This window comes from Yersinia sp. 2541 StPb PI, from assembly GCF_052217145.1.
Classification (GTDB): Bacteria; Pseudomonadota; Gammaproteobacteria; order Enterobacterales; family Enterobacteriaceae; genus Yersinia; species Yersinia enterocolitica_E.
Window position 1 is genome coordinate 1,149,214 of record NZ_JAZGQB010000001.1, and the last position, 22,788, is coordinate 1,172,001.

Sequence of the window (22,788 nt, forward strand, 5' to 3'; positions counted from 1 at the left end):
AGCTATGGCTATAAGATGTCTAAAGAATATTCAGACAAATAATCTGGCAACATGGAACTTTGCAATTTTTATAAACTCCAAGCGTGTGCTTGCTCAGGAAAATAAAGATATGGCTGGCAGTACTACTTTTAGCGTGAGGATAGATTTCGGGAGAGTTCACCTCGGATGAGCGAGCAGTTAACGGATCAGATGCTGGTTGAACGGGTCCAGAAAGGTGATCAGCAATCGTTCAATTTACTGGTAATTCGATACCAGCATAAGGTTGCGAGCCTTGTATCCCGCTATGTGCCTCAGGGTGATGTCCCTGATGTAGTTCAGGAATCTTTTATCAAAGCTTATCGTGCATTGGAGTCATTTCGTGGCGATAGCGCTTTCTATACGTGGCTTTACCGTATTGCTGTGAATACAGCAAAAAATTACTTAGTTGCTCAGGGGCGGCGCCCACCATCCAGTGATGTGGATGCAAATGATGCTGAAAATTACGAAAATGCGGGTGCATTGAAAGAAATATCGAACCCTGAGAACTTAATGTTGTCTGAAGAATTGAGGCAGATAGTTTTTAAAACCATAGAGTCACTTCCTGAGGATCTGCGGATGGCAATTACACTCAGGGAGTTAGATGGTCTAAGCTATGAAGAGATAGCTGTGATTATGGACTGTCCGGTCGGTACTGTTCGTTCCCGTATCTTCCGTGCCAGAGAGGCTATCGATAATAAAGTTCAGCCGCTAATTCAGCGATAAGCGGACACATAAAGGGTATTTGGCATGCAGAAAGAAAAGCTTTCCGCTCTGATGGACGGAGAAACTCTCGATAGTGAGCTGCTTGGTTCTTTATCGAAAGATAAAGCATTGCAGCAAAGCTGGCAGAGCTACCATTTAATCCGTGATACCCTGCGGGGGGATGTTGGTGAAGTCTTGCATCTGGATATCGCCAGCCGAGTCGCAGAGGCACTCAAAAACGAGCCTGCTCGTTTTGTACCTATTGCTGTGCCTGAATCTCAGCCACAACCTCATGTCTGGCAGAAAATGCCTTTCTGGCAAAAAGTTCGCCCATGGGCCAGCCAGATTACTCAGGTTGGGGTTGCCGCGTGTGTTTCTCTAGCGGTAATTGTTGGGGTTCAACAATACAACCAGCCCGAATCAGGTAATTTGCAACCAGAATCACCTGCATTTAATACCTTACCGATGATGGGTAAAGCCTCGCCAGTAAGTTTTGGTGTGCCTGCTGATGGTTCTTTCGGAACGTCTCAACAGCATCAGGTTCAGGAGCAACGTCGGCGAGTCAATATGATGACTCAATTGCAAGATTTTGAATTGCAACGCCGCTTGCCACAAACTGACGTGTTGCAGCAGCCTTCAACATCGACACAAGCCGCTATTCAGGTTCCCGGAACTCAGTCCTTAGGAATGCAGCAGCAGTAATGAAGCAACTTTGGTTCTCCGTCTGTTTAATGACGGGCAGCCTGTTCATGCCAACAATTGCTTCGGCGGAAACGACGCCGATAGCAATGTTGCAGGAAATGAGCAGTGCCAGCCAGTCGCTCAACTATGAGCTATCCTACATTAATGTTAATAAGCAAGGGATTGATTCTCTTCGCTATCGACATGCTATTTTAGATAAAAAAACCTTTGCGCAATTGCTGCGTATGGATGGCCCACGTACTGAGATCTTACAGCGTGGTAATGAAATAAGTTATTTCGAACCTGGTTTCGATGCTTTCACTCTGGCGGGTGAACATATAGTCGATGCATTGCCGTCTATCGTATTCCCCGATTTTGAAAAGCTGTCAAAATACTATAACTATATTGCACTTGGCCGTGCCCGTATTGCAGACCGACCATGTCAGGTTATTCGGGTAGTCGCCCGTGACAGTACCCGATACAGCTATATTATTTGGATGGATGAAACGAGCAAACTCCCAATGCGGGTAGATTTGTTAGATCGTGATGGTGAAACACTTGAGCAATTTCGTGTGATTTCTTTTGCTATCGGTGAACCTATTCAGGATATTTTGCAAGGTCTGGTAAAGCTCTCTTTACCGCCATTACTTGCATTACCTGCTAAAACCAAGGTTGATTTTACCTGGGCCCCACGTTGGTTGCCGGAAGGTGTTTCCGAAATTTCACGCAGTCGCCGTACATTACCGAATATGGAGGCACCAACAGAATCACGATTATATTCTGATGGGTTATTCAGTTTTTCAGTAAATATAAATCCGGCGGGTAAAGATGCGCCTTCAGAGCAATCCTTACGTCAAGGTCGTAGAACTGTGCATACTGAAGCTCGTAATAATGTTGAAATTACCATAGTTGGCGAGCTTCCGCCTACAACTGCAAAACGTATCGCTGACAGTATTGTTTTGGAATCAACAAAATGATGAAAGAATGGGCTACAGTTATTTCGTGGCAAAATGGTGTTGCTCTATTGCGTTGTGAACCACAGTCTGGTTGTGGGAGTTGCAATGCGCGCACTGGATGCGGTAGTCATTTATTAAATGAATTGGGGCCGGAGTCGGAGCATCAATTACAAATAGCTATCTCGCAACCGCTTGAACCTGGCCAAAAGGTTGAAGTCGGTATTAGTGAGGGGAGTTTATTACGTTCTGCTTCTTTGGTTTATCTAACGCCTTTAGCCGGATTGATTGCGGGTGGCGGTTTATTTCAGGCTTTATTTGTCACCGATGCTTTTACTGCTCTAGGCGCTATTTTAGGTGCGGGGCTAGGTTTTTTGCTCGCCAGAACATTAGCCAGCAGAGTTGAAGGACAGAGTGACTATCAACCAATGATTCTACAGATTGGTTTACCCCCAACGACTATACGAATTCAGTAACAGAATAATTCCTTTCCTCTTACCCATGATAGGCCGGAATACGGTTCTGTATCATATGTTCAACTAAAGCAATAAAAAGATCGGCACTGATAAGCGCTGAGTAATCTACTGAGAAAAGTATATTACCTTTAGCATCAAATAAGCGTATTTTATCATGATCTTTCTCGCGTAACGTCTCGACACGCAGGATGTCTTCAATGCTGATAATACCGTCTGTTGTAATTAATGAGTGTGCACTAAGTGAAAGTGGAGTTGTATCTGTCTGAACATTTTTCACCATGATTACATTTAAAAGACCATGGTATATGAGTGATTTTAGCCAGTTGTCATTCTTTTTAATTACATCAAATACTATTTTTTTTCCTCGGGATAAAGAGTTTAAACTTACTATCCCGACATGCATGACTTGTTGATGGATTATTGTGTTTATCAGCGGGTAAGCATTAGTTATATTATTAATTATAATATTCCATGGCTGCAATTTAGAGGTGCGAAATGCCATTGTGTTAATTTTGCCATTAGGGTTTACTCCTGTATGGTATTTATGAATGTATTGTATTTTATTAAATGTAATAAAATAGACATTTCCACTGTGATGATTGAAGACCCGTACTCCTTTCTCATAAAGAAAGTAGGTAAACATTGGATTACAGTGTAAGCGCAAATACAGGAAGGTACTCAGCGAGATAGCTGCAATAGCGACACATAAGATCGAAAGAATTGATGGGGTTGAAAAAATAGATGTCGCTATTGATAAGGTAATTATTATAAAACTAAATACTAATATAAGTATTATTGCGACGATAGTGGCTCTGGAGTTATTTTTTCTAAACTCATGGCGGCTCAGTATTTTTCCTTCATCGATCATAATATTCTCCATATGGCCGCCAAGAGGATATTTCACTTGGTTGTTATAAAGTCACATGAATACTTTAAATTATTATCCGACAGGGTAAATGAGCATTTTCCGAAAATGAATTAATCATCAGTTCGACAAAATAGAAATATGTGCACCCCTAAATTAGGCAGGTAGGGTATCTATCGTGCTGATTATAATCAGTTAAATAATAGACACTAGTGCGCTTTATAAGCGATAGGTACAATAAAGTTATTGGTATTAAACTATTTTTACCGGGATATCAGCACGGAACAGCGCTAAGAGTATGTACTATCAATAGCGATGTAAGGTAAGGCGTTGATACATTTTTACAGGATAAATCAGCTAACAAGCTAAGTGTGATGCCTTTCACGAGGCAGACTTACAGTGTAAGATGCGTGCATATTTATGTGGGTAGTTTTGGGTTTGAGTCCATCGCTGTGTCCACCAATAATTAATTAAAGACAACGACTAGAGAAAAATTCATATAAATGAAGCACATAAGAAACTTTTCTATTATTGCCCATATTGACCACGGTAAGTCGACGCTGTCGGACCGTATTATTCAGATTTGTGGCGGATTATCTGAGCGTGAAATGGCCGCTCAAGTACTGGATTCTATGGATCTAGAGCGTGAGCGTGGTATTACCATCAAGGCACAGAGTGTGACGCTTGATTACCATGCTAAAGATGGTCAAACCTATCAGCTCAATTTTATCGATACCCCTGGTCACGTTGACTTCTCTTATGAAGTTTCCCGCTCCTTAGCGGCTTGTGAAGGGGCGTTGCTGGTTGTTGACGCAGGGCAAGGCGTTGAAGCACAAACGTTGGCGAACTGCTACACCGCGATGGAAATGAATCTGGAAGTGGTTCCTGTTTTAAATAAAATCGACCTGCCGGCTGCTGACCCTGAGCGTGTTGCGGAAGAAATTGAAGACATCGTGGGCATTGATGCAACTGATGCGGTACGTTGCTCAGCGAAAACTGGTGTAGGTGTACCCGATATCCTTGAGCGTTTGGTGCGTGATATTCCGCCGCCAGAGGGTGATCCTGATGGTCCATTGCAAGCGCTAATTATCGACTCCTGGTTTGATAATTATCTGGGTGTTGTATCGTTAATTCGTATTAAAAATGGCTCATTGCGTAAAGGCGATAAGGTTAAAGTAATGAGTACCGGGCAGAGTTATAATGCTGAGCGCCTCGGTATTTTTACACCAAAACGTATAGATCGCGATATGTTGAACTGCGGTGAGGTTGGCTGGTTGGTGTGTGCGATAAAAGACATTTTAGGCGCACCGGTCGGCGACACATTGACTCTGACCCGTAACCCGGCGGAGAAGTCATTACCTGGCTTTAAGAAAGTAAAACCACAGGTTTATGCAGGTCTGTTCCCTATTAGTTCAGACGATTATGAAGCTTTCCGTGATGCACTGGGCAAGTTGAGTCTTAATGACGCCTCTTTGTTCTACGAACCAGAAAGCTCCACCGCATTGGGCTTTGGTTTCCGCTGTGGCTTCCTTGGCTTACTGCACATGGAGATCATTCAGGAGCGTCTGGAGCGTGAGTACGATCTGGAGTTGATCACCACCGCACCGACGGTCGTATATGAAGTGATCACCACCAGTCAGGAAACTGTTTACGTTGATAGCCCATCCAAGCTGCCTGCGTTGAACAACATCGAAGAGCTACGTGAGCCAATTGCTGAGTGTCATATGCTGTTGCCGCAGGAATACCTGGGTAACGTCATCACGTTGTGTATTGAAAAACGTGGTATGCAGACCAACATGGTTTACCACGGTAACCAAGTGGCGCTGACGTATGAAATTCCGATGGCTGAAGTGGTGCTCGATTTCTTCGATCGCCTGAAGTCGACATCCCGTGGCTACGCCTCGCTGGATTACAATTTCAAACGTTTCCAGACCTCTGACATGGTGCGTGTTGATGTGTTAATCAACAACGAGCGTGTAGATGCGCTGGCGCTTATTACCCATCGTGATAATGCGCAATACCGTGGCCGTGATCTGGTTGAGAAAATGAAAGAATTGATCCCGCGCCAGCAATTTGATATTGCAATTCAGGCTGCTATCGGTAACCACATCATTGCCCGTTCTACTGTGAAACAGTTACGTAAAAACGTACTGGCGAAGTGTTATGGCGGTGACGTTAGCCGTAAGAAGAAACTTTTGCAGAAACAGAAAGACGGTAAAAAACGTATGAAACAGGTCGGTAACGTTGAATTACCGCAAGAGGCTTTCCTGGCTATTCTGCACGTTGGAAAAGACAGTAAATAAGGAGTTTTGATGGCTAACATGTTTGCCTTGATTTTAGCGATAGCAACACTGCTGACAGGGATTATCTGGTGCTTCGAGCGGTTTAAATGGGGACCGGCTCGCCAGGCAAAAATTGCGGCAGTTAATGCGCAAACTGCGGCGATCAAGGCACAAACGGGTTGTGCTGTAGATAATAAGACTTTAGCACAGACGGCAAGGCAGCCTGGCTGGATAGAGACTTGTGCTTCAGTCTTCCCGGTGTTAGCTCTGGTATTTATCGTTCGTTCGTTTATTTACGAACCGTTCCAGATCCCTTCTGGTTCGATGATGCCAACGCTATTGATCGGTGACTTCATTCTGGTTGAGAAGTTTGCTTATGGTATTAAAGATCCCATCACGCAAACTACGCTGATCCCTACGGGACATCCAAAACGTGGTGATATCGCGGTATTTAAATATCCGCTCGATCCGCGTTTGGACTATATCAAACGTGTAGTGGGCTTGCCGGGTGACCGCGTTAGCTATAATCCAATCAGCAAGGAAGTGACGGTGCAGCCTGCATGTAATACCGGTACTTCTTGTGATAGTGCGTTGCCAATTACTTACAGTGCATCTGAGCCAAGCGATTTTGTGCAGACATTCCGCTATAGCGGCAATGGCGAGGCTTCTGCTGGCTTCTTCCAAATCCCGACAAATCAGGCAGTGCCTGATGGTGGTGTACGTTTGCGTGAGCGCACCGAAACTCTTGGACCGGTGGCACACCATATTCTGACCGTCCCTGGGCGTCAGGAGCAGATAGGCGCTTATTATCAACAACCTAACCAGCCTTTAGGGGTTTGGGTGGTGCCGGAAGGTCATTATTTTATGATGGGCGACAACCGGGATAACAGTGCAGATAGCCGCTTCTGGGGGTTTGTGCCGGAACGTAATCTAGTTGGCAAGGCCACTGCTATTTGGATGAGTTTTGAAAAGCAAGAAGGTGAATGGCCAACGGGTATTCGTTTAAGTCGAATTGGTGGAATTCATTAGTATCGGCTATACCCAGATGGTGGAGTTGCAGCCAGGTAGCAAACGAGCACATCCCGATGAACCGACAAAAGTCAGTAATTCGGGTGACAAATCTGCTGGGAGTAGATTTGAACGCCGCTAGCACTGCTGCAACTTCAAGTAAGCAGGGTATTTAAACGCAGCATTATATTTCCACTCGTTGTAGAATAACCCTTCGAGCGATAAAAGTTGGCTTCTTTATGGGAGCCACTGCAAACGAAACAGTTTTGTCCTGCAATATTGGCGGATCAGACCTGTTCCGTATGCTGTAGTTTTTGACGCATTCTTGATCTATTGGTAACTCATGAACCCCATCGTAATAAACAGGCTACAGCGGAAGCTGGGCTACACTTTTCAACAGCAGGAGCTCTTGCTGCAAGCACTGACTCATCGTAGCGCCAGTAGCAAACACAATGAGCGTTTGGAGTTCCTGGGTGACTCTATATTAAGTTTCGTTGTTGCCAATGAGCTGTATCGTCGCTTTCCCCGTGTCGATGAAGGGGACATGAGTCGGATGCGTGCCACATTGGTTAGAGGAAATACACTCGCTGAAATGGCCCGTGAATTTGACCTCGGTGAATGTTTACGCCTTGGGCCGGGTGAATTGAAAAGTGGTGGTTTCCGCCGTGAATCAATTTTGGCAGATACCGTCGAAGCCTTAATTGGCGGTATATTCCTCGATAGCGATATTCATATGATTGAACGGCTGATTCTCGACTGGTATCGCAGTCGGTTGGAAGAAATCAGCCCAGGTGATAAGCAGAAAGACCCGAAAACGCGCTTGCAAGAATATTTGCAAGGCCGTCATCTGCCATTGCCCTCTTATCTGGTTGTGCAGGTTCGCGGAGAAGCACATGACCAGGAATTTACTATCCACTGCCAGGTGAGTGGCTTGAATGAACCGGTAATAGGTACCGGCTCAAGTCGCCGTAAAGCTGAGCAGGCGGCAGCGGAACAAGCGCTGAAACAGTTGGAGCTTGAATGAGCGAAGTAGAAAAAACGTATTGTGGTTTTATTGCAATTGTAGGTCGCCCGAATGTGGGTAAATCTACTTTGCTAAATGAACTGTTGGGGCAAAAAGTCTCCATCACTTCACGTAAACCACAAACCACACGCCACCGTATTATGGGGATCCATACTGAAGGGCCTTATCAGGCCATTTATGTTGATACCCCGGGACTGCATATTGAAGAAAAACGCGCGATTAACCGCTTAATGAATCGCGCGGCAAGCAGCTCTCTCGGTGATGTGGAATTAGTGATTTTTGTAGTCGAAGGCACCAATTGGACTGCCGACGATGAAATGGTTGTTAATAAGCTGCGCAGTTTACAATGCCCGGTATTATTGGCGATCAACAAAGTTGATAACGTAACAGACAAAACCAAGCTGTTGCCCCATATTCAGTTCTTAAGTAAGCAGATGAATTTCCTGGACGTCGTACCAATCTCTGCCGAGAAAGGGATGAACGTGGATACCATCGCTGGCATCGTGCGCAAGCTTATGCCGGAAGCGGGTCATCATTTCCCGGAAGATTATATCACTGACCGCTCTCAGCGTTTTATGGCGTCAGAAATCATTCGCGAAAAGTTGATGCGCTTCTTGGGTGAGGAATTACCTTACTCAGTCACAGTTGAAATTGAACAGTTTGTCCCAAATGAGCGCGGTGGTTATAACATCCATGGGCTGATTTTGGTTGAACGCGAAGGCCAGAAGAAAATGGTCATCGGTAATAAAGGTTCGAAAATCAAGACCATTGGTATTGAAGCCCGTCAGGACATGGAACAAATGTTCGAAGCAAAAGTGCATCTTGAGCTGTGGGTGAAAGTGAAATCAGGCTGGGCAGATGACGAACGTGCATTGCGCAGCTTAGGCTATACCGACGATCTGAAGTAAGACTTGCCAATGGACGGTTGGCAACGCGCATTTGTCCTGCATGGGCGACCCTACAGTGAAACCAGTTTGATGCTGGATTTATTTACTGAAGGAGAGGGCCGCATGCGGGTGCTGGCCAAAGGTGCGCGGGGTCGCCGCTCCAATCTAAAAGGCTGCTTGCAGCCTTTTACGCCATTATTGGTTCGCTGGACCGGGCGTGGTGAAGTTAAAACCTTACGCAGTGCTGAGCCAGTATCACTGGCTCTTCCATTGACTGGCTCTATGTTGTATAGCGGTTTATATGTCAATGAGCTGCTTTCCCGCGTGTTAGAACATCAAACCAATTACTCTGCTTTATTCTTCGATTATCTGCATTGCTTACAGGCTTTGGCAGGCAGTGATGGATCGCCCGAATATGCCCTGCGCCAGTTTGAATTGGCGATATTGGCTCATCTTGGCTATGGTGTGGATTTTCTCCACTGTGCGGGGAGTGGTCAGCCGGTGTCTGAGACCATGACCTACCGCTATCGGGAAGAAAAAGGATTTATCGCCAGCTTGGTGGTTGATCACTATAGCTTTACTGGCCGCCAATTATCGGCTTTGGCTAACCGTGAATTTCCTGATGCCGATACTTTACGTGCAGCCAAGCGCTTCACCCGCATCGCCCTCAAACCCTATTTGGGGGGTAAACCGTTAAAAAGTCGCGAACTGTTTCGTCAGTTTGTGATTAAGCCACCAGCGGATCCAGTGCCGTAGTAGCAATACCTTCATTTTTAAACTGCCCATCATCAACTTTCCCGTACAGTAACCTATCCGCTGACAGTCTAGTCGGTGTAAACTGCAAGGCACTTATGCGTTTAAGGGCCGGTTTTTGCGTGCTCATTGACCTATTAAAGATGCATCCATATCTGGAGGGCTGTCATGGCTGATTTGTTGTTGGGCGTCAATATCGATCACATTGCGACATTACGAAATGCACGTGGGACCATTTACCCCGACCCTGTTCAGGCCGCGTTTATTGCCGAGCAAGCGGGTGCCGACGGTATTACCGTGCATTTACGTGAAGATCGCCGCCATATCACTGATCGAGATGTACGCATCTTGCGCCAAACTATCCAGACCCGCATGAATCTGGAGATGGCGGTTACCGATGAAATGGTTGATATTGCCTGTGAGTTACAACCGCACTTTTGCTGTCTGGTGCCGGAAAAACGCCAAGAAGTTACCACCGAAGGCGGGCTAGATGTTGCCGGTCAACTCGATAAAATGACCATTGCGGTGAGCCGATTATCTGAGGCCGGCATTCTGGTGTCACTGTTTATCGATCCCGATATGCGCCAGATTGATGCAGCCGTTACTGTGGGTGCCCCTTATATTGAAATCCACACCGGCGCGTACGCAGATGCCACCACCGATTTGGTGCGTCAAGCTGAATTAGTGCGTATCACCAAAGCTGCGACCTATGCCGCAGGCAAAGGGTTGAAAGTGAATGCCGGTCATGGCCTGACCTATCACAATGTGCAACCGATCGCAGCCTTACCAGAGATTCATGAGCTGAATATCGGCCATGCAATTATTGGTCAGGCAGTAATGACGGGCCTTGCGGCTGCCGTTACTGAGATGAAAGTATTAATGCGGGAAGCGCGTCGTTAATGGCGATTTTGGGGTTAGGCACTGATATTGTTGAAATTTCAAGGATTGAAGCGGTGGTGGAGCGCAGTGGCGAAAAACTGGCGCGGCGTATCCTTAGCCCATCGGAATGGCAGCACTATCAGCAGCATCAGCAGCCAATTCGTTTTCTGGCAAAACGCTTTGCCGTTAAAGAGGCCGCGGCCAAGGCATTTGGTACTGGTATTCGTAATGGCTTGGCATTTAATCAGTTTGAAGTTGTTAACGATGCACTGGGTAAGCCGACGCTGCGTTTACATCAGCGCGCGGCAGAATTGGCCGCTGAGCTGGGTGTCAAATCCTTACATGTAACGTTGGCCGATGAACGACGTTATGCCTGCGCAACCGTAATTATTGAAAGCTAGGCCCGTTTTAGCCGCGAATAGTGGTGAAAGAGAGCAGGGGCGTGCATGCGAATGCCGCCCTTTTTGTTATGCGCGAATATATTGTTGGTATTAAAAACGAGTCTTGCTGCGGGGATTACAAACGTTCGGCGTGATGCAGTTGGACAAACTTATCCCACAATTGTTCGTTACTCTCAACCCAGGCAGGATCGATAGCAATCGTATTATCGATAGGACAGACCAACTGGCAGGTTGGTGTTTCGTAATGACCGACACATTCCGTACAGCGCATCGGATCAATCTGATAGATCTCTGCACCCATGGAAATTGCCTCATTAGGGCATTCCGGCTCGCACATGTCGCAATTAATACATTTACGAGTGATCAACAGGGCCATGCTTTCTCTTACCTTAGGTCGGGTATTCTCAACTGCGGGGGATTATACCCCTCTGGTATCCTTAGACCAGTTTTTTTACCAGTGCCGCACTGTGCTTAATACTCGCCTGCGCTCTTTCCAAGTCTTGTTGGATCATCGCCATAAATAATAGATCAGTCAGAGCATATTGCGCGGTGCTAGAGGAGATCGCGGCACTGCGAATCGCGGGTTCTTCCGAAATGGTATATAAGCAATGATCGGCACGTTGCTGCAAACTGTTGGGGGAAAAACTGGTCAATGCCAGCACTTTGGCACCACAACGCTGTGCCTCTTCAGCCGCCAGATTTATCTCACGGCGTTCGCCGCTAAATGAGATAGCCAGCAGTAAATCCCGTGCATCCAATGCTTGTACGGCGGCCAGTTGTGCATGCATATCGGTTTCGGAGACCGCCATAATGCCTATTTTCAGTAACTTATAAGCCAGATCTTTTGCCACCAGCCCCGAAGCACCAATACCGGTTAGAATAATCCGTCGTGCCGACAATAACATCTCTAATGCTTGCGTAAGTCGTTCTTCACTATTGATATCCAAGGTGGCCCGTAGTGCTGCGGCTTTCTCGCTCAGGAGTTTTTCCCCAACGATTTTTAAACTGTCAGTGCTCAAGATCTGATTATGCAGTGTCACTGCCTGTGCAGGGGCCGCGACAATTTCACTCAGGGCCAGTTTTAGCGCCGGGAAGCCTTTATAGCCTAATTTTTGGGCAAATTTAACCACTGCAGATTGGCTAACCCCGGTTTGCAGCGCCAACTTTTGCGAACTAAGATGACGTGCCTGCTCAGGATTGGTTAGCAGAAAATCGGCTAACTTACGGTCATTTTGTGCCAGCGTTGGATAAAGCTGACGAATGCGAAGAAGACTACTCATAAATCAGTTCCTGAATGCGGGAGAACTTAATAATACCCGGAAAGACTCAAGATAAAGGGCAAGTGATGGAGCATAGCACCCTTTTTTGCTGATCATTCGATGAATGGCGCAAGAAAATAGTCGCTTTATAGAATATAATATTCAATTATATATTTAATTTTACGAATTAAATATTCAAAGAGGAATATGTCATGAATCTAGGATCATTGATTTCAGAAAGTCGTAATCCGGCCACGATGGAGCTGGATAAGTTCTCTACGCTCGAAATGTTGACCTGCTTTAATGATGAAGATCGCAAAGTGCCGGAGGCCATTCGTTTGGTGTTACCGGCTATCGCTCAAGCGGTAGATTTAGCCGCGGAGTCCTTAAAGCAAGGTGGTCGGCTCATTTATCTGGGGGCCGGTACCAGTGGTCGGCTCGGCGTGCTGGATGCTTCCGAATGCCCACCGACCTTTGGTGTGCCTCATGGCAGGGTGATTGGTCTAATTGCCGGTGGCCCGGGTGCTTTATTCAAAGCGGTGGAAGGTGCTGAGGATGATATCGCGCTCGGTGTGCGGGATCTGCAAGATTTAAAGCTGATGGCAACTGATATGGTGGTCGGGCTGGCAGCTTCTGGTCGCACGCCTTATGTCATCGGTGCGCTACGCTATGCCCGCCAACTTGGGTGCCCAACGGCGGCTATTTCTTGTAACCCAGACTCTCCTATCGCGCAAGAAGCTCAGGTTGCGATTTCACCGGTAGTAGGGCCGGAAGCCCTCACTGGCTCTACGCGTATGAAGTCGGGTACTGCACAAAAGTTGGTGCTGAATATGTTATCCACTGGGGCGATGGTGAAACTGGGTAAGGTTTATCAAAATCTGATGGTCGATGTGAAAGCGACCAACGTGAAGTTGGTTGATCGCGCTTGTCGTATTGTGGTTGAAGCCACCGGGGCCAGCCGTGCAGAGGCTGAAAATGCCTTATCACAAACCGAGTTTGACGTAAAACCAGCCATTTTGATGATTCTGAAAGGCGTGAGTGCCGAGCAGGCTCGCCAGGATCTACAGCAACATAATGGCTATTTGCGTGCAGCATTGTAAGACTCACACTCAGGGGATTAGCACTCGTTGATAATTGGCCTCGATGCCGCAGGCAAAGTGATGTTGTATTTAGTCGCGATGATTGTCACCATACTTGCAGGTTTCATATTTAACTGGTTTATGGGATTCAATGATCCTGAGGAGTAACGTTTGAGCGCAGAGCAGGCCACATCGACCTTTGAGCAAACTGACAGTAACCGCGAGGGGACGGCCGAGGCATTATCAGAAAACGCCAAACGCATTGTCTTCTTTGATCTGGATGGCACGTTACATCAACAGGACATGTTTGGCAGTTTTTTGCGTTTTTTGTTGCGACATTTGCCGCTAAATCTGTTGCTGGTGGTCCCATTACTGCCGGTGATTGGGTTGGGATTGCTGCAGGGCGGTCGTTGCGCTCGTTGGCCAATGAGCCTGTTACTGTGGGCGATAACCTTCGGTCGGCGCGAAGCGCATTTGAAAGATTTGGAATTACGTTTTGTGAATGATTTTCGCCAAAAAGTTACTGAATTTCCCGTGGTCGTGATGCGTTTGCGCCAATATTTGGAGAGCCATGACGCACAGGTATGGTTGATAACTGGCTCGCCGCAACGGCTGGTGGAGCAGGTTTATCATGATTCGGCGTTTATTCACCGTTTGCGGTTGGTCGGTAGCCGCATGGCGCGGCGTAATGGCGGCTGGGTGCTACCTCTGCGCTGTTTGGGGCCAGAGAAAGTGGTGCAACTGGAACAGCGTTTGGGATCGCCGCTGAAACTTTATAGCGGATACTCGGACAGCAAGCAGGATAACCCACTATTGTATTTTTGCGAGCATCGCTGGCGGGTCAGTAAAAGCGGCGAATTACAGCAATTAGAATAAACGCCCATTGCAATCATTCGCCATTTTAAGTGGTTTTGGCTCTAGTGTGTGACGTCATTATCATGGTGGCCGAGCCGCCATATTCGTTCGGCATGCCGACCCAGTAACCACAAGCTAATGCCGAGCAGCAGGAAGAAGATAGTTTTCGGCATCGCATCCCAGAAGAACTCAAAGAAACGGGTATACAAGTTGATGGCCAAAAATGTCAGGCCGAAGCCGCGCAACATGGCATCATCTCGTTTTAGTCCCAGCCAAATAGCGACGCTGGCGGCAATGGCAAACAATAGACTCCAATGCAGCAACTCTATCTGGCGCACTTGATACCAATAGTCCAGGTCACCGTAATTGCCAAAAATAGACAATAACCACAGGGCAATAAACAGATAAAGCAGCCCCATCGCCTGTGACACCCGATCTAGCCGACGTTGTGCCAACTGCGGTTGCAACACCAGTGCCGCTGCACAAAGTAGCAGGCCAAAAGCAATAAAGCGTATCGGGTAGCTCATTCCCAGCCAGTAGGCACCCCAACCGGACAAATAGCCAGTTTCTGCCCCAAACGCATTACCCAGTGACAGCAAGGCAAATAGCCATACTAATGGCGCACGACCAAACCAGCCCACCACACCATAGATGACGGTACCCAACAGCAGTAATACTGAGATGCGGCCACTACCATTATCCAACCACTCACCGAGTTGGCCGATGGCGGCTGCGGTAAATATTACGCCGAGAAAGAGTACGGCTTCATTACTGTAGATCTTACTGGGATCTCGCCGGCGGCGGTTAAAGCCCCAGCCGTAAAATACGGCGGCCAATATCGCCGTGACCACCACCCGTACCGGGGGATCAAAGCGGAAAAACTGGCTTATCCAGTTGAGTAAGAAAGTATCAGCCATCAGGCTGCCAATGGCGATAACCAGCGAAGCCAGTGCGGCAAGAAAGGCGTAACCGGCTAATCTGCGCCAGTCAAACGGTTGAACATCGATATTCTGTAACAAACGTTGATGCTCTTCCTCAGGGATAACGCCTTCACTGGCCCATCCATTCAGGGTTTTACGTACTACCGCGGCATTTTTCTTGCTGAGCTTCATGTAGCTGGCTTCCATATGCTGATAATTTATATCAGGAATGATTTATATCCTGCCGGAACATTAACCGATCATTATGGACTGAGCTACTTTATATTGGAGATAGTGGGTATAGCGGTTGTCGCTGGCTGTGTATAATGCACGCCGCCAAAGTACCAGAGAGGTTAATGTGTCTGCTGATAAAAGTTTGTTTTCTGAATTTGATTTACCTGTTGAATACAGTGATGAGTACTGGATGCTACGGGCGTTGACGCTGGCTCTGCGGGCACAAGAAGAGGGAGAAGTCCCGGTTGGCGCGGTGTTAGTGCTGGGCAACCAGGTGATTGGCGAAGGGTGGAATAAGTCTATTCGCGATAACGACCCTACCGCTCATGCAGAAATCATGGCGCTACGGCAAGGCGGGCAGGTGGTGCAGAACTATCGCCTGCTGGAAGCCACGCTATATGTGACGCTGGAGCCATGCGTAATGTGTGCCGGAGCCATGATACACAGCCGGATCCGTCGCTTGGTCTATGGGGCCAATGATTTAAAAACCGGTGCTGCCGGTTCGCTGGTGGATATCTTGCGCCATCCGGGGATGAATCATCAAATAGAGGTCAGTGCCGGGGTACTGGCAGAGACGTGTTCCCACCAATTAAGTGCTTTTTTCCGCCTACGACGTGAGCAGCAAAAGGCGTTGAAACTCGTGCGGCAGTCATGATTCGGCCCATCCGTGGGCCTTGCGTCTAGGAGGCCACTGCTGGCAGCATCTTGAAATCTATTGATTAGTTACGTGTTTTCGCATCATGTTAGTTATTGATTGACCAGCCTGGGCCGACAACCGGATAAGCTTTACCCAGCTCAGCTTCGATAGCGGCATGTTGGGCTGCTTTTTTCTCTCTTTCCTGCAAATATCCCACCAGACTGACCTGATAACGACGGATGTTTTCCACATAGTTATAAGCCTCATGGCCACGGGCGTAGCCATAAGTGGTACTTGGGTAGTAGCGCTTTTGACTCAACATCGGTAGGCGCATTTTTACATCAACCCAACTGTCTGGATTACCATTCTGATTTTTAGTCAGGCGACGAGCATCCAGCATATGACCATAACCCAGATTATAGGCGGCCAGCGCAAACCAGATACGCTCATCTTCTGGAATGGTCTCCGGCACTTTTTGCATTAACCGCTGCAAGTAAATGGAACCGCCTTTAATGCTTTCCTCAGGATCAACCCGGTCTTTAACCCCTAAACCATTTGCTGTGGCGCGGGTTAGCATCATTAACCCCCGCACGCCAGTCGGTGAGGTGGCTTGTGGGTTCCAATGGGATTCCTGATAAGCAATCGCCGCCAGCAGTTTCCAGTCAATTTCCCCGGCGTGTTTTTCAAACAAGGATTGGAAAGAGGGCAACACACTGTCGATGGCTGACAGGAAGGTTTTGGTATCGACATAATCAAAGCTACCGACATGGCCGAGATATTTTTCCTCCAGCCGCGCCAGACTACCGTCTTCAACCATCTGGCTGTAGAAATCGAGCATGGCGGCATACAGGCTATCATCGTCCCCTTTCTGGAAATACCAAGTTACTGGCTCTTCATCCGTAACATCAAAGGCAACCGCTAATTGCGGATGGATGCGTTGCAGTAGGGCAATTGTCACCGAATCACCCAGGGTATAGTCAAGTTTGCCGTCCGCGACCTGTTCCAGTAACTCTTTGCCAGAACGATCAACGGATGATCCCCAGTTAAGATCGGGATATTTGCTCTGCTTAAGTTGTTTGAGGGTGGTCATATGGGCCGATCCAGAGGCGACAATCAATTGGCCCTTTAGATCACTGAATGATTTTGGTCGTGGTTTACCCAATCGGTATACTAACTGTTGCGAGACTGAATAATAGGCAGGGCCGGTACGCGCCCGATTAAGACGCTCACGGTTATAAATTAGCCCGGCAGCCAGCATGTCTGCATCATCGTTATCAAGTGCATCAAACAAGTCATCAATATTATGATGAGGGGTAATGACGAGCTTAACCCCCAGATAGTCCGCAAAACGGTTGGCTAGCTCATAGTCAAGACCGGAAGGGCCATCCTTTCCGGTAAAGTAGATAAGTGGTGAGCTAATCGTGCTAACACGTAGCTCGCCACGGGCTTTTATACGGTCTAGTTGTCCTTCTTGACTACTGCGCCAGGGAATATTGGGCCACAGCGCGAGGGCCAGAAGTAAGGCAACTACACCGATAACAAAGTAATTTAATTTTATGCGCGTCAAATAGTTATCTCTCGGCAGCGCTCTTTATGTGTGTGTTGTGAAGTAAGAATCGACATGGTTAAAACCCCAGTGGAGTGGCATTTTGCGCAACAAATCGTCAGTGTGCAACTTTATTGCGAGCTTATTTATTCAGTATTGGTGTTCTCTAGATAACGACAATTTCTGACTCAATTATTAATAATAGCTACGCAAACGGTTTCGTCGGAGGCGTAGATTCACTATAATGCCCGCGTTTTCCCCTGTTTTGCGCCAATAAATGCTGCGCCCAATGAAGTGCTGTTCCAGTCGCTTCGAAGAGAGAGAAACTTAGATTATGGAAATACTGCGTGGTTCGCCCGCTTTGTCGGCTTTTCGTATTACCAAACTGCTGTCCCGTTGCCTGGATGCTCACCTTTTGGTGAGTGATATCTACGCCGAATATGTTCACTTTGCCGATGTTAGCGCTCCGTTAAGTGCTGATGAACACGCCAGGCTCCAACGGCTGCTTAAGTATGGACCCTCTCTCCCTGAACATGCGCCAGAAGGGCGTTTGTTACTGGTTACGCCAAGGCCGGGGACCATTTCTCCGTGGTCTTCCAAAGCGACGGATATTGCGCACAACTGTGCGTTGCCACAGGTTCTGCGTCTGGAACGTGGCCTGGCTTTCTATATTCAAGGCCCAGACCTGAATGAAAGCCAATGGCAGCAATTGTCGGCGCTGCTGCATGACCGCATGATGGAAACGGTATTCACCGATTTGCAGCAAGCAGAGCAGTTATTCTCTCATCATCAACCTGCCCCAGTACAACGGGTGGATATCTTAGCGCAGGGCCGCAGTGCACTGGAGCTGGCTAATATTAAGCTGGGCCTGGCTCTTGCTCCAGATGAAATTGACTATTTGCTGGCCGCCTTTACCGGTCTGGGGCGTAACCCGACGGATATTGAGCTGTATATGTTTGCTCAGGCAAACTCTGAGCATTGTCGGCATAAAATCTTTAATGCAGATTGGATAATTGACGGTGTTTCTCAGCCTAAGACACTGTTTAAAATGATCAAAAATACCTTTGAACACACGCCGGATTACGTGTTGTCAGCCTATAAAGACAATGCGGCGGTGATGGAAGGTTCTCAGGTCGGGCGCTTCTTTGCTGCACCTGATAATGGCGTTTATGATTACCATCAGGAAGCGGCGCATATCCTGATGAAAGTAGAAACTCATAACCATCCGACGGCAATTTCACCCTGGCCGGGTGCTGCTACCGGGTCTGGTGGCGAAATCCGTGATGAAGGTGCTACCGGGCGTGGTGCTAAACCTAAAGCCGGTTTGGTGGGTTTCTCTGTTTCTAACCTGCGTATTCCCGGTTTTGAACAACCGTGGGAAGAGAATTTCGGTAAGCCGGATCGGATTGTGACTGCGCTGGATATCATGACCGAAGGTCCACTGGGCGGCGCGGCCTTTAACAACGAATTTGGCCGTCCGGCGCTGCTGGGCTACTTCCGTACTTATGAAGAGCGCGTCAACAGTCATAACGGCACTGAGTTACGTGGCTACCACAAGCCGATCATGCTGGCCGGTGGCATCGGTAATATTCGGGCCGACCATGTACAAAAAGGCGAGATAACAGTCGGTGCCAAGCTGGTGGTGCTCGGCGGCCCGTCGATGAATATCGGTCTGGGTGGCGGCGCGGCCTCTTCCATGGCATCGGGTCAGTCAGATGCGGATCTGGATTTTGCTTCGGTACAACGTGATAACCCGGAAATGGAACGCCGCTGTCAGGAAGTGATTGACCGTTGCTGGCAGTTAGGTGACCACAACCCGATTCTATTTATTCATGACGTCGGTGCGGGTGGGCTGTCTAATGCCATGCCAGAACTGGTCAGTGATGGTGGTCGTGGCGGCCGTTTTGAGCTGCGTGACATCCTCAATGATGAGCCGGGCATGAGCCCGCTGGAAGTGTGGTGTAACGAGTCTCAGGAGCGTTATGTTCTGGCTGTTGCCCCCGCGCAGATGGCTCAGTTTGATGAAATTTGTCGCCGTGAACGTGCGCCCTATGCCGTTATAGGTGAAGCCACTGAAGAAAAACATCTGACACTGAATGACCGCCACTTCGATAATCAACCAATTGACATGCCTTTGGATGTCTTGCTGGGTAAAACGCCGAAGATGCTGCGTGATGTCACCCGCCTTCAGGCACAGGGTGATGCATTGCAACGTGCTGAGATAAGCATCGCTGATGCGGTCAAACGGGTGATGCATTTACCGGCAGTGGCAGAGAAAACCTTCTTGATTACCATCGGTGACCGTAGTGTGACCGGCATGGTGACACGTGATCAAATGGTTGGCCCGTGGCAGATTCCGGTGGCCGACTGTGCGGTTACCAGTGCCAGTCTGGACAGCTACTATGGTGAAGCGATGTCATTGGGTGAACGTGCGCCAGTGGCATTGCTAGACTTTGCCGCCTCAGCCCGTCTGGCGGTAGGCGAAGCACTGACCAATATCGCGGCCACTCAGATTGGTGAGCTAAAGCGCATTAAACTGTCAGCTAACTGGATGTCAGCAGCCGGTCATCCGGGTGAAGATGCCGGTTTGTACGAGGCGGTGCGTGCGGTGGGCGAAGAGCTATGTCCTGCGCTGGAGATTACCATCCCGGTGGGCAAAGACTCCATGTCGATGAAAACCCGCTGGCAGGAAGGTGATGAGCAGCGCGAAATGACCTCACCGCTCTCTCTGGTCATTACTGCTTTCGCCCGTATCGAAGATGTTCGCCATACGGTGACACCACAGTTACGCACTGATAAAGGCGATAACGCGCTGTTACTGATTGATTTAGGTGCTGGCCACAATGCCCTGGGTGCAACCGCCCTGACGCAAGTCTACCGTCAGTTAGGTGATAAACCTGCTGATGTGCGCGATGTACAGCAACTGGCAGGTTTCTTTAATGCGATGCAGTGCTTAGTGGCCTCTCAGGCATTACTGGCCTATCACGATCGCTCTGACGGCGGCTTACTGGTGACACTGGCTGAAATGGCCTTTGCCGGTCACTGTGGGGTGCAGGTTGATATTCACACCTTGGGTGATGACGCGCTGGCGGCGCTGTTTAATGAAGAGCTGGGAGCAGTGATTCAGGTACGTGCTGAACAGCGTGCTGAGGTGGAAAAAATTCTGGCAGACCACGGTCTGGCAAACTGTGTTCACTATCTGGGCCGTGCTGTTGAGGGGGATAGCTTCGATATTCGCAGTGGCACTGAGGTGGTATACCGCGAGAAACGCAGTACTCTGCGCTTGTGGTGGGCAGAAACTACCTGGCAAATGCAGCGGCTGCGCGATAACCCTGATTGTGCTGATCAAGAGCATCAAGCTAAACAGGTTGAAACTGATCCGGGCCTGAATGTCCAACTGACCTTTGATCCCGCAGAAGATATTGCCGCACCTTATATCATCAAGCAGGTTCGGCCAAAAGTGGCCGTATTGCGTGAGCAGGGGGTTAACTCCCACGTAGAAATGGCTGCCGCCTTCCATCGTGCCGGGTTTGATGCAATCGATGTACATATGAGTGACCTGCTGGCCGGCCGAACTGATTTGCAATCATTCCAGACCTTAGTGGCCTGTGGTGGTTTCTCTTACGGTGATGTGCTGGGGGCGGGTGAAGGTTGGGCGAAATCTATTCTGTTTAACAACCGGGTTCGTGATGAGTTTGAAGCCTTCTTCCATCGCCCAGAAACATTGGCCTTGGGGGTCTGCAACGGTTGTCAGATGATGTCTAATCTGCGTGAACTTATTCCAGGGGCTGAACATTGGCCACGCTTTGTCCGCAACCTGTCTGATCGCTTTGAAGCACGCTTCAGTTTGGTTGAAGTGGCCAATAGTCCATCACTGTTTATGCAAGAGATGGCCGGATCTCGCCTGCCAATTGCTGTTTCTCACGGTGAAGGGCGGGTTGAAGTGCGTGATGCGGCCCATCTGGCGCAGCTTGAGCAGAACAATCTGGTGGCATTGCGCTTTGTGAATAATCAGGGTGAGGTGACCGAGGTTTATCCGGCTAACCCGAATGGCTCAGCTCACGGGATTACTGCGGTGACTAGCGCCAATGGGCGGGCAACAGTAATGATGCCGCACCCAGAGCGGGTCTTCCGCACCGTCAGTAACTCCTGGCATCCAGAAGAGTGGGGCGAAGATAGCCCGTGGATGCGTATGTTCCGTAATGCGCGTAAGCAATTAGGTTAAGTGAATCGGCTTTGATTGTGATAACAGGGGCATCAGTTGATGCCCCTTTTTTACGCATGCTGATAAGGGCTTAAGATATATTCATTTATCTTTAATAAATTGAGTCATACCCCGTGGTCTGATTCGCTAATGTCATATGAAAGGTTTTGCTAGAAATCTGGTGGTCGGTTGCCAATCCTGTAACGACTAATCGATAGTTCCCAGGTGGCAAGTTCACTAAAAACAAGGTCATATTTTTAGAGCGATTATCAATAAGTGTCGCTGTCTGTGTTTTCTTTTGCTGCATTTTGGCAATTTCTTGTCGGTACCTGAGTCAAGTAATCAACGTTACTCATATTTGTGAGTTATCAAACCTCATAATTTATAAAGTAATAATGATTTAAACAGCATGCCTCCAAAGGGAAGAGTAACGGGCGGTCAAAAGATGCACGGATAATTAAATGCCACTATATTTTTTAACTTACTGATTTTAAATGTCTTTATTGTTTTGTCGGTAAATTGCGACAATAGCCCTGCAACCTGTCTCAAATAGGAGACATATAAATATTTGATTTATATCATTTTTATTTAATAAGGGGATTGCTGTCGGGGATTGGCGACAAAACAGCAGTAATTGATGCAAGTTGGCGGGCATTACGTGGATAATAATCGGCTCAATAAGTTTATTTTTCTTTTAAATCATAATCTTAATTTATTTTTAATAAACTTGGCACGCAAGCTGCATTATTACTTACAGTTGCTCATTCAACTTATTATGATAGTCCCGCAGTTAAGCGGAATATGCGCTTCATAAACCATCGAATGATGCCTAAGACTGGTACCTATCGTCCACCAAACCGATATCGTGTGAATTCACTTTATCAAACATCGGACGACACGTTGAGTGAGGTACCGCCTATGTCCTGCTGTGATGAATGGTTCATCAATTTTGGACATGTTTGGATGCTATTCGTCTCATCCTCCCGATGATTGCTTCGGCTTCATCAAACTGGAGACGATGCTTAAGGGCATCCACATATTCTGCGACGGGGCAATTTTTTGCCCCGTTGTCACATCTATACCCGCCATACTTCAAGCTGCATGTGCGCTGGCCGCCTTCCCGCA

The 22,788-nt window shown here is 47.9% G+C and carries 20 protein-coding genes and 1 pseudogene; 16 read left to right on the forward strand and 5 right to left on the reverse strand.

Going from position 1 to position 22,788, the window contains the following annotated elements; genetic code table 11:
• Positions 1–165: 165 nt before the first annotated feature.
• The 4 genes from rpoE to rseC are packed head-to-tail and all read left to right on the forward strand — an operon-like array spanning position 166 to position 2,830.
• Positions 166–741 carry an RNA polymerase sigma factor RpoE gene (rpoE, locus tag V1953_RS05090; RefSeq protein WP_005159396.1) on the forward strand — a complete coding sequence of 192 codons (576 nt, stop codon included), beginning with the start codon at positions 166–168 and terminating at the stop codon, positions 739–741.
• 24 nt (positions 742–765) lie between these two features.
• Positions 766–1,422 (forward strand): anti-sigma-E factor RseA, encoded by a 657-nt coding sequence (gene rseA, locus V1953_RS05095; RefSeq protein ID WP_083163122.1) that lies wholly within the window; start codon positions 766–768, stop codon positions 1,420–1,422.
• Complete coding sequence (gene rseB, locus V1953_RS05100) at positions 1,422–2,378, forward strand: sigma-E factor regulatory protein RseB (RefSeq protein WP_083163124.1); 957 nt, start codon at positions 1,422–1,424, stop codon at positions 2,376–2,378. Before rseA ends, rseB begins: the two co-directional genes overlap by 1 nt.
• On the forward strand, positions 2,375–2,830 hold the full coding sequence (gene rseC, locus V1953_RS05105) for a SoxR-reducing system protein RseC (protein ID WP_442848557.1): 456 nt from the start codon (positions 2,375–2,377) through the stop codon (positions 2,828–2,830). Before rseB ends, rseC begins: the two co-directional genes overlap by 4 nt.
• A gap of 19 nt (positions 2,831–2,849) precedes the next feature.
• On the opposite strand, the gene V1953_RS05110 is transcribed toward rseC, so the two are convergent.
• Positions 2,850–3,698 carry a hypothetical protein gene (locus V1953_RS05110; protein ID WP_442850723.1) on the reverse strand — a complete coding sequence of 283 codons (849 nt, stop codon included), beginning with the start codon at positions 3,696–3,698 and terminating at the stop codon, positions 2,850–2,852.
• 500 nt (positions 3,699–4,198) lie between these two features.
• Here V1953_RS05110 and lepA point away from each other — a divergent pair, with 500 nt between their 5' ends.
• The 7 genes from lepA (at position 4,199) to acpS (ending at position 10,929) form a co-directional block, all read left to right on the forward strand.
• Positions 4,199–5,998, forward strand: coding sequence for a translation elongation factor 4 (lepA, locus tag V1953_RS05115; protein ID WP_083163131.1), 1,800 nt, complete (start codon positions 4,199–4,201; stop codon positions 5,996–5,998).
• Between the two features lie 9 nt (positions 5,999–6,007).
• Positions 6,008–7,006: a signal peptidase I gene (gene lepB, locus V1953_RS05120; RefSeq protein WP_442850724.1), complete on the forward strand. Its 999-nt coding sequence runs from the start codon at positions 6,008–6,010 to the stop codon at positions 7,004–7,006.
• Between the two features lie 322 nt (positions 7,007–7,328).
• Complete coding sequence (rnc, locus tag V1953_RS05125) at positions 7,329–8,009, forward strand: ribonuclease III (RefSeq protein WP_083163135.1); 681 nt, start codon at positions 7,329–7,331, stop codon at positions 8,007–8,009.
• Positions 8,006–8,917 (forward strand): GTPase Era, encoded by a 912-nt coding sequence (gene era / locus V1953_RS05130; protein ID WP_083163137.1) that lies wholly within the window; start codon positions 8,006–8,008, stop codon positions 8,915–8,917. Before rnc ends, era begins: the two co-directional genes overlap by 4 nt.
• A 9-nt stretch (positions 8,918–8,926) precedes the next feature.
• On the forward strand, positions 8,927–9,652 hold the full coding sequence (recO, locus tag V1953_RS05135) for a DNA repair protein RecO (RefSeq protein ID WP_083163139.1): 726 nt from the start codon (positions 8,927–8,929) through the stop codon (positions 9,650–9,652).
• 165 nt (positions 9,653–9,817) lie between these two features.
• Positions 9,818–10,549, forward strand: a complete 732-nt coding sequence (gene pdxJ / locus V1953_RS05140) for a pyridoxine 5'-phosphate synthase (RefSeq protein ID WP_083163141.1) — start codon at positions 9,818–9,820, stop codon at positions 10,547–10,549.
• Positions 10,549–10,929: a holo-ACP synthase gene (gene acpS, locus V1953_RS05145; RefSeq protein ID WP_083163143.1), complete on the forward strand. Its 381-nt coding sequence runs from the start codon at positions 10,549–10,551 to the stop codon at positions 10,927–10,929. Before pdxJ ends, acpS begins: the two co-directional genes overlap by 1 nt.
• Before the next feature lie 115 nt (positions 10,930–11,044).
• On the opposite strand, the gene V1953_RS05150 is transcribed toward acpS, so the two are convergent.
• Entirely contained in the window at positions 11,045–11,305 is a 261-nt protein-coding gene (locus V1953_RS05150) for a YfhL family 4Fe-4S dicluster ferredoxin (protein ID WP_032906988.1), read from the reverse strand.
• A 61-nt stretch (positions 11,306–11,366) separates the two neighbouring features.
• Entirely contained in the window at positions 11,367–12,209 is an 843-nt protein-coding gene (locus V1953_RS05155; protein WP_083163145.1) for a MurR/RpiR family transcriptional regulator, read from the reverse strand.
• A gap of 191 nt (positions 12,210–12,400) precedes the next feature.
• Here V1953_RS05155 and murQ point away from each other — a divergent pair, with 191 nt between their 5' ends.
• The 3 genes and pseudogenes from murQ (at position 12,401) to yfhb (ending at position 14,143) form a co-directional block, all read left to right on the forward strand.
• A complete protein-coding gene (gene murQ, locus V1953_RS05160; RefSeq protein ID WP_083163147.1) occupies positions 12,401–13,288 on the forward strand; it encodes an N-acetylmuramic acid 6-phosphate etherase in 888 nt (295 codons plus the stop codon).
• A 51-nt stretch (positions 13,289–13,339) separates the two neighbouring features.
• Positions 13,340–13,435 (forward strand): annotated as a pseudogene (locus tag V1953_RS05165) (PTS transporter subunit EIIC); the annotation flags it as partial.
• 3 nt (positions 13,436–13,438) lie between these two features.
• Positions 13,439–14,143 carry a phosphatidylglycerophosphatase C gene (gene yfhb / locus V1953_RS05170; RefSeq protein WP_193784796.1) on the forward strand — a complete coding sequence of 235 codons (705 nt, stop codon included), beginning with the start codon at positions 13,439–13,441 and terminating at the stop codon, positions 14,141–14,143.
• Between the two features lie 41 nt (positions 14,144–14,184).
• On the opposite strand, the gene V1953_RS05175 is transcribed toward yfhb, so the two are convergent.
• Positions 14,185–15,234, reverse strand: coding sequence for a DUF2157 domain-containing protein (locus V1953_RS05175; RefSeq protein ID WP_083164126.1), 1,050 nt, complete (start codon positions 15,232–15,234; stop codon positions 14,185–14,187).
• Between the two features lie 127 nt (positions 15,235–15,361).
• Here V1953_RS05175 and tadA point away from each other — a divergent pair, with 127 nt between their 5' ends.
• On the forward strand, positions 15,362–15,931 hold the full coding sequence (tadA, locus tag V1953_RS05180) for a tRNA adenosine(34) deaminase TadA (protein ID WP_442850725.1): 570 nt from the start codon (positions 15,362–15,364) through the stop codon (positions 15,929–15,931).
• Between the two features lie 88 nt (positions 15,932–16,019).
• On the opposite strand, the gene mltF is transcribed toward tadA, so the two are convergent.
• A complete protein-coding gene (gene mltF, locus V1953_RS05185; RefSeq protein WP_083163148.1) occupies positions 16,020–17,480 on the reverse strand; it encodes a membrane-bound lytic murein transglycosylase MltF in 1,461 nt (486 codons plus the stop codon).
• Between the two features lie 313 nt (positions 17,481–17,793).
• On the opposite strand from mltF, the gene purL reads away from it, so the two are divergent.
• Positions 17,794–21,684 carry a phosphoribosylformylglycinamidine synthase gene (purL, locus tag V1953_RS05190; protein WP_442820595.1) on the forward strand — a complete coding sequence of 1,297 codons (3,891 nt, stop codon included), beginning with the start codon at positions 17,794–17,796 and terminating at the stop codon, positions 21,682–21,684.
• The last annotated feature ends 1,104 nt before the right edge of the window (positions 21,685–22,788 follow it).